The 7,999-nt window shown below is 74.5% G+C and carries 6 protein-coding genes; 3 read left to right on the plus strand and 3 right to left on the minus strand.

Going from position 1 to position 7,999, the window contains the following annotated elements:
• The first annotated feature begins 7 nt into the window (after positions 1-7).
• Complete coding sequence (locus CBZ_RS02095; RefSeq protein ID WP_130779967.1) at positions 8-2,257, plus strand: LLM class flavin-dependent oxidoreductase; 2,250 nt, start codon at positions 8-10, stop codon at positions 2,255-2,257.
• 216 nt (positions 2,258-2,473) lie between these two features.
• On the opposite strand, the gene CBZ_RS02100 is transcribed toward CBZ_RS02095, so the two are convergent.
• Together CBZ_RS02100 and CBZ_RS02105 are read right to left on the minus strand one after the other, a co-directional pair.
• Entirely contained in the window at positions 2,474-3,532 is a 1,059-nt protein-coding gene (locus CBZ_RS02100; RefSeq protein WP_130779968.1) for an aspartate-semialdehyde dehydrogenase, read from the minus strand.
• Complete coding sequence (locus tag CBZ_RS02105; protein WP_130779969.1) at positions 3,529-4,812, minus strand: aspartate kinase; 1,284 nt, start codon at positions 4,810-4,812, stop codon at positions 3,529-3,531. The genes CBZ_RS02100 and CBZ_RS02105 overlap by 4 nt, the downstream gene beginning before the upstream one ends.
• Before the next feature lie 325 nt (positions 4,813-5,137).
• Here CBZ_RS02105 and CBZ_RS02110 point away from each other — a divergent pair, with 325 nt between their 5' ends.
• Both CBZ_RS02110 and CBZ_RS02115 read left to right on the plus strand, forming a co-directional pair.
• The gene (locus CBZ_RS02110) at positions 5,138-6,187 is read left to right on the plus strand and encodes an ABC transporter ATP-binding protein (protein ID WP_130779970.1); all 1,050 of its coding nucleotides are present in this window, start codon (positions 5,138-5,140) and stop codon (positions 6,185-6,187) included.
• On the plus strand, positions 6,184-7,308 hold the full coding sequence (locus CBZ_RS02115) for an ABC transporter permease (RefSeq protein ID WP_130779971.1): 1,125 nt from the start codon (positions 6,184-6,186) through the stop codon (positions 7,306-7,308). The genes CBZ_RS02110 and CBZ_RS02115 overlap by 4 nt, the downstream gene beginning before the upstream one ends.
• 222 nt (positions 7,309-7,530) lie before the next feature.
• Here CBZ_RS02115 and CBZ_RS02120 read toward each other — a convergent pair.
• Positions 7,531-7,999 (minus strand): methyl-accepting chemotaxis protein (locus CBZ_RS02120; RefSeq protein WP_246012961.1); only part of this gene is annotated, 469 nt, incomplete at its 5' end.

Here is a 7,999-nt window from a genome sequence, read left to right on the forward strand (position 1 = left end):
AGGACCCATGACGGACTACGGGCACGACCTGACCTTCGGCACCTTCCTGACCCCCACGAACGCCGACCCGCAGGTCCCCGTGTCGCTCGCGGTCCTCACCGAGGAGGCCGGGCTCGACCTGGTGACGTTCCAGGACCACCCGTACCAGCCGCGGTTCCTCGACACCTGGACGCTGCTCACCTACGTCGCCGCGCGCACCACGCGCGTGCACCTCGCGGGCAACGTGCTCAACCTCCCGCTGCGGCCGCCCGCCGTCCTGGCCCGGGCCGTCGCGTCGCTCGACCTGCTGTCCGGCGGCCGCGCCGAGCTCGGGCTGGGCGCGGGCGCGTTCTGGGACGCGATGGTCGGCATGGGCGTCCCGCGCCTGACACCCGGGCAGGGCGTCGACGCGCTGTCCGAGGCGATCGACGTCATCCGCGGCCTGTGGGACACGTCGACGCGCACGCCCCTGCGCGTGGGCGGCTCGCACCACTCGGTCGACGGGGCGAAGCGCGGCCCCGCACCCGCGCACGACGTCGGCATCTGGCTCGGCGCGTACAAGCCCCGCATGCTGCGGCTGACCGGCGCCAAGGCCGACGGGTGGCTGCCGTCCGAGGGGTACCTGCAGCCCGGCGACCTCGCCCGCGGCAACCGCGCCGTCGACGCCGCCGCCGCCGAGGCCGGACGCGACCCGCGCGAGATCCGGCGGCTGCTCAACCTCACGCCCGGCACCGGGTCGCTCACCGGCCCGCCGTCCGCCTGGGTCGACGCGCTCGTCTCGCTCGCCCTCACCGACGGCGTCGGGACGTTCATCCTCGGCACCGACGACCCGTCCGTCATCGAGGCGTTCGGTGCCGAGGTCGCGCCCGCCGTGCGCGAGGCCGTCGCCGCGGAGCGCGCCTCTGCAGGAACGGCGACCGGCCCGGTGCGCAGCGCCGCCGCGCTCGCCCGGCGCGTCGAGGGGATCGCCTACGACGACGTGCCGACCGGCGTCGACGCCGTCGAGCCCGGCGACCGCCGCTACTCCGACGTCCGCTCGACGTACATGCGCCGCGGGGCACCCGGTCTGGTCCTGCTGCCCCGCACGACGTCCGAGGTCGTCGACGCCCTCGCGTACGCGCGCGCCCAGCGCGGGCCGCTGGGGGTGCGGTCCGGCGGGCACGGCATCTCCGGGCGGTCCACCAACGACGGCGGCGTCGTGCTCGACGTCGGGCGGCTGTCGTCGGTCGAGGTCGTCGACGAGGCCACGCGCCGCGTGCGCATCGGCGCCGGAGCCACGTGGGGCTCCGTCGCCGCCGCCATCGCGCGGCGCGGGTGGGCGATCTCGTCCGGCGACTACGGCGGCGTCGGCGTCGGCGGGCTCGCGACCACCGGCGGCATCGGGCTGCTCGGGCGTCTGCACGGCCTGACGATCGACCACGTCGTGGCGTTCGAGGTCGTGCTGGCCGACGGGTCGGTGCACGTCGTGTCCGCCGACGCCGAGCCGGAGCTGTTCTGGGGGCTGCGCGGCGCCGGCGGCAACCTCGGCGTCGTCACGTCCGTCGACATCGAGGCGTCCGAGGTCCCCGACGTCGTGTTCGCGCAGATGGTGTTCGACGCCACCGACCCGGGGGCGCTCGTCGCGCGCTGGGGTGCCCTGGTGCAGGACGCACCCCGTGAGCTCACGTCGTTCCTGCACCTGTCCGCGGGCGGCCGCGACCGCGGACCCATGGCGCAGGCCATGACCGTCTGGGCGTCCGCCGACACCGAGGCCGCCGTCGCCGCCCTGGAGCCGCTCCTGGAGGCGGGACCCGTCCTCGACCAGCGCGCCCAGGTCACGCCCTACGCCGGGATCATCGGGCCCGTGTCCAAGCACCACGACGGCGGCGCGCCGCCCGTGTCACGCTCCGGCCTGCTCCCCCGGATGTCGCCTGACGCCGGTGCGGCCCTGGGATCGGTCCTGCTCAGCGGCGAGGCGTCGCTGCTGCAGCTCCGGGCCGTCGGCGGTGCCGTCAACGACGTCCCGGCCTCCGCGACGGCGTACGCGCACCGTGCGCACGAGTTCTCGGTCACCGCCTTCGCGGGCCGCGTCGACCGTGCCGGGCTCGACACCGTCTGGGACCGCGAGGCCTACCCGCACATGGACGGGCTCTACCTGTCGTTCGAGACCGACCCGCGCCCCGAGCGGCTGCTCGACGCGTTCCCGCCCGCGACCCTCGACCGCCTGCGCGCCCTCAAGCGCACCTACGACCCCGACCACGTCTTCGACCAGAACTTCCCGATCGACCCGTCGGCCTGACCACCCTCGTCACACCCCGGGAGCCCGGCCTCACGGGCATCGCGCAGGACGGCACCCATGCGACCATCGTCCGACCAGCACTTCTGTCGGTCGGACAGGAGCAGAAGTGGATGATCGTCCACCTTGCAGGATGTGGACGGTCATCCACTTCATCCGGGGCCATCGACGCGCAGGGCCCGCACCGGCCTCGGTGCGGGCCCTGACGGCAGACGTGCGTCAGGCGTGGGCGGACGCGCCGAGGTGGGTCGCGACGAGCTCGGCGATCTGGACCGCGTTGAGCGCCGCACCCTTGCGCAGGTTGTCGTTGCTGACGAACAGGGCCAGACCGCGGCCCTCGGGCGCGCCCTCGTCCTGGCGGATGCGGCCCACCAGGCTCGGGTCGGCGCCCGCGGCCGCGAGCGGCGTCGGGACGTCGTCGAGCTGGACGCCGGGCGCGTCCGCCAGGAGCTCGCGGGCACGCTCGGGCGTGATCGGCCGCTCGAACTCCGCGTTGATCGACAGCGAGTGGCCCGTGAACACCGGCACGCGCACGCACGTGCCGGACACCAGCAGGTCCGGGATACCGAGGATCTTGCGGGACTCGTGACGGAGCTTCTGCTCCTCGTCGGTCTCGTACGAGCCGTCGTCGACGACCGAGCCCGCGAGCGGGATGACGTCGAACGCGATGGTCCGCGGGAACTTCTCCGCCGCGGGGAACTCCACGGCCGACCCGTCGTGCGTCAGCGCCGCGATGTCCTGCGACGCCGCCGCCTGGATCTGGCCCGCAAGCTCCGCGACACCAGCGAGGCCCGCGCCGGACACCGCCTGATAGGTCGAGACGACGAGGCGGCGCAGACCGGCCTCCTCGTGCAGCACCTTGAGGACCGGCATCGCGGCCATCGTCGTGCAGTTGGGGTTCGCGATGATGCCCTTGGGGACGTCGGCCAGCGCCGACGGGTTGACCTCGGAGACCACCAGCGGCACGTCGACGTCCCGACGCCACGCCGAGGAGTTGTCGATGACGACCGCACCGGCCGCCGCGAACCGCGGCGCGTGCTCCTTCGACGTCCCGCCGCCCGCGGAGAAGATCGCGATGTCGATGCCCGACAGGTCCGCGACCGCGACGTCCTCGACGACCACGTCGGTGCCGCGCCACGGCAGCGTCGTCCCGGCGGACCGGGCGGACGCGAAGTAGCGGATCGTCCCGACCGGGAAGTCACGCTCGTCGAGCAGGCGCCGCAGGACGCTCCCGACCTGGCCGGTCGCCCCGACCACCGCAAGGGTGAGCCCGCTCATCGTCCCGTCCCTCCGTACACGACAGCCTCCTGCTGGTCCGAGTCGAGCTCGAACGCGGTGTGGACCGCGCGGACCGCCTCGTCGAGCGAGTCGGCGCGGGTGACGACGGAGATCCGGATCTCCGAGGTCGAGATCATCTCGATGTTGATGCCGGCGTCGGACAGCGCGGCGAACAGCTTCGCGGAGACACCCGGGTGCGACTTCATGCCCGCGCCGATGAGCGAGAGCTTGCCGATGGTGTCGTCGTACTGCAGCGACTGGAAGCCGATGTCGGGCTGGTGCTCCGAGAGGGCCGCGGTCGCCGTGGCGCCGTCCGTCGCGGGGAGCGTGAACGAGATGTCCGTGAGGCCCGTCGCGGCGGCGGACACGTTCTGGACGATCATGTCGATGTTCACGCCCGACCCGGCGACGACCTGGAAGATGCGCGCGGCCTTGCCGGGCACGTCCGGGACGCCGACGACGGTGATCTTGGCCTCGCTGCGGTCGTGCGCGACGCCCGCGATGATCGGCTGCTCCACTGCTGCTCCTTCGGGGCCTTCGGCGGCGGGCTCGTTCGTCACGAGCGTGCCGGTGTGGGTCGAGAACGACGAACGGACGTGCACGGGGACCCCGTACCGGCGGGCGTACTCGACGCACCGCAGGACGAGCACCTTGGCGCCGCTCGCGGCGAGCTCGAGCATCTCGTCGTAGGAGACGCGGTCGAGCTTGCGGGCCGCGGGCACGATGCGGGGGTCCGCGCTGAAGACGCCGTCGACGTCCGTGTAGATCTCGCAGACGTCCGCGCCCAGGCCCGCCGCGAGCGCGACGGCCGTCGTGTCCGAGCCGCCGCGTCCCAGCGTCGTCACGTCGTTCGTGTCCGACGTGACGCCCTGGAAGCCCGCGACGATCGCGACCTGACCGCGCTCGATCGTCTCCCGGATGCGGTGCGGGACGACGTCGACGATGCGCGCCCGGCCGTGCACGGCGTCCGTGATGACGCCCGCCTGCTGGCCCGTGAACGACTTGGCCTTCACGCCGAGGTTGTTGATCGCCATCGCGAGCAGCGACATCGAGATCCGCTCGCCCGCGGTGAGGAGGATGTCCATCTCCCGCGAGGGGGGCAGCGGGGTGATCTGCTGGGCGAGGTCGATGAGCTCGTCCGTCGTGTCGCCCATCGCGGAGACGACGACGACGATGTCGTCACCCGCGCGCTTCGCCGCGGCGATGCGCTTGGCGACCCTCTTGATGCTGGCGGCGTCGGAGACCGACGACCCGCCGTACTTCTGCACGACTAGTGCCATGGTGCTGCTCCATCTGTCGCCGGCCTCCGTCTCTCTCAACGGCCCGCCGGGTACCTGGTGGTCGCGGGGAGCGTAGGCACGCGGCTCGCCGCCAGGCAAACCCGTTCCACCCTTCGTCCGCCTCCGGGCGGCGTGCACGACCCCGTCATGGCGCCCGCTCATGCGCGCGGTGCGGGCGTGAGGACGGGGTCGGCACCACGCGTGATCGGGGTCGGCACCACGCGCGGCCGGGGTCGGTCCGGACCCGTCGGGGGGCGGGCGACCTGCACCGTTCCTGCACGTCGAGTCGCGGACGGGGCCCCGCGGCGGGCCCTACCGTGTCGGCATGACCAGCACCGTCGACGACGACGCCCCCGACGGCGGACCGCCGCCGCTGCCCGCACCGGCACCGCCGACGCCCGGCACCCCGGGCGGCACCGACGGGATCGTCGTGAGCGGCCTGCGGCGCGCGTTCGGGTCCGTCCGGGCCCTCGACGGCGTCGACCTGCACGCCCGCGCCGGCCGGGTGACCGCGCTCGTCGGACCCAACGGCTCCGGCAAGACGACGCTGCTGCTGGTCCTGGCCGGGCTGCTCGTCCCCGACGAGGGGACGGTGCGCGTCGCCGGGCACGACCCCGTGACGACCGGCCCGGCCGCACGCGCCCGCACCGGGTGGATGCCCGACGCGTTCGGGACGTGGGACTCGCTCACCGCGCGCGAGGTGCTCGGCACGTTCGCGGCGGCGTACCGGCTGCCGCGGGGCCGCGCGACGGCACGGGTCGACGAGCTGCTCGCGACCGTCCACCTCACCGAGTACGCCGACCGGCCCGCGAGCGTGCTGTCCCGTGGCCAGAAGCAGCGGCTCGGCCTGGCGCGCGCGCTCGTGCACGACCCCGACGTCCTGCTGCTCGACGAGCCGGCCAGCGGCCTCGACCCCCGCTCGCGCATCGACCTGCGCCTGCTGCTGCGCCGCCTGGCCGACGAGGGACGCACCGTCCTCGTGTCGAGCCACGTCCTGTCCGAGCTGGAGGAGATGGCCGACGACGCCGTCTTCCTGTCGAAGGGCCGGACGGTCGTCGGGGCGTGGTCGGACGGCGCGCTCGGCGAGGCGCGACCTCGGACCTCGTTCGTGCTGCGCACGCTGTCGTCGGCGGCCCTCACGGGCTGGCTGACGTCGTCGGGCGTCGCGTGGCGCCCGGAGGGCGACCCGGCCCGCCCGGCCGAGACCCCGCCCGACGACCGGCCCGGCGCCGTGCTCGTCGACGTCGCCGACGAGGCCGACGCCGCCCGCCTGCTGCGCGACGCCGTCACGGCAGGCGTGCCGGTGACGTCGTTCGCCCCGGTCGGCGGCCGCCTGGAGCAGGCCTACCTGGACCTCGACGAGGAGCGCCGATGACCGTCACCCCCGTCGAGCTCGACGACGCCGACGCCGACGTCCCCCCGCCCGTCCCGGCAGGCCGCCGCTCCGCGACGTGGGGCCTCACGTGGCACGGCGTCCGCACGGTCGCCGCCCTCGAGCTCCGGCAGCGGGTCCGCTCGACCCGCTGGATCGTGGCCCTCGTCGTGTGGTTCGTCGTGGTCGGGGGGATCACCGCGCTCGTCACGGGTGCGCTCGGGGCGCTCGACGAGGACGCCCAGAACAACGGTGCGATCGTGTTCGGCGCGGTGACGTTCCTCGTCCTCGGGCTGGGGCTGCTCGTCACCCCGACGCTCACGTCGACCGCCGTCAACGGCGACCGCGCGGCGGGCACGCTCGCGACGCTGCAGGTCACGCTGCTGACCCCGGCGGAGATCGCGACGGGCAAGCTGCTCGCGGCCTGGACGTCGGCGTGCGCGTTCCTCGTCGTGAGCCTGCCGTTCCTGCTGCTCGCCCTGCTGCTGGGCAGCACACCGCCGACCGCGCTGCTCGCGGCGGTGCTGCTCGTCGCGGCCCTGCTCGCCGCGGTGTGCGGCATCGGGCTCGGCTGGTCGGCGGTCGTGGCGCGCACGGCCGGGTCGACCGTCCTCACCTTCGTCACGGTCGCCGGCCTGACGGTGTTCACGCCCGTGCTGTTCGGGCTGACCTTCCCCGTCGTGACGCAGACTGAGCAGGTCATGGTCTACGGGCCGCCGGACGGCGAGTGGATGGGCGAGGACGTGCCGGCGTGCGAGCGGACCGAGCGACCGCGCGAGGTGTCGCACACCGAGCGCACGTGGTGGCTGCTCGCGGCGAACCCGTTCGTCGTGGTGGCGGACGCGGCAGGCAGCCCGTCGGACCCGTACGTCGACGAGCCGCTCGGCGCGATCCGCGAGGGCGTCCGCGACCTGCGCCTCGGCCCGCCCGCGGAGCGCTACGAGTGCTGGTGGGGCCAGGACACGACCCCGCCGCCCGACCCCCGGGACGGGGCGAACCCGAGCCCGGTGTGGCCGTACGGGCTGGCGTTCAACGTCCTGCTCGGTGCCGGCGGCTTCGTCGTGGCGGTCCGGCGCCTCCGCGTCCCCCAGCGCCACCTGCCGCGCGGCACCCGGGTCGCGTAGCCGCCCACGGTCCTCCGGCCGGGTCCGTCCGCCCGACGGACGAGGCGGGCGCACCCGGCTCGGCTGCCGCGCCCAGGCCGTCCCGGCCCCCGGTGCTGCGCGACCCCGTCCTGGTGCCCGCTGAGCGCGGGGTGTCGGGCACCAGGACGGGGTCGGACCGGTGACGCGCCGTAGGCCCGACGACCCGCCAGACGGGGCCGGCGCGGGCGGGCGGCGGGAACGTCAGACCGTGAACGCCTCGACGCGCGTGCGCAGGTCCGCCGACATGCGGGCGAGCTCCGCGACCGACGACCCCATCTGGCCGAGCACGTCGTTCGCGACAGCGGCCGACGTGGCCACGCCGGTGATGTTCCGGGCGATCTCGCCGGAGCCGGTGGCGGCCTCGACGACCCCGCGGGACATCTCGTTGGTCGTCGCGGTCTGCTCCTCGACGGCCGACGCGATGGTCATCTGGTAGTCGTTGATCGTCGCGATGATCTCGCCGATCTCGCCGATGGTGCCCACGGCGCCGGTCGTGTCGGCCTGGATGGCCTCGACCCGGCGGGCGATGTCCTCGGTGGCCTTGGCCGTCTCGGAGGCGAGCTCCTTGACCTCGCCGGCGACGACCGCGAAGCCCTTGCCGGCCTCCCCGGCGCGCGCGGCCTCGATCGTCGCGTTGAGCGCGAGCAGGTTCGTCTGCTCCGCGATCGAC

The sequence above is a fragment of the Cellulomonas biazotea genome (assembly GCF_004306155.1).
Lineage (GTDB): Bacteria > Actinomycetota > Actinomycetes > Actinomycetales > Cellulomonadaceae > Cellulomonas > Cellulomonas biazotea.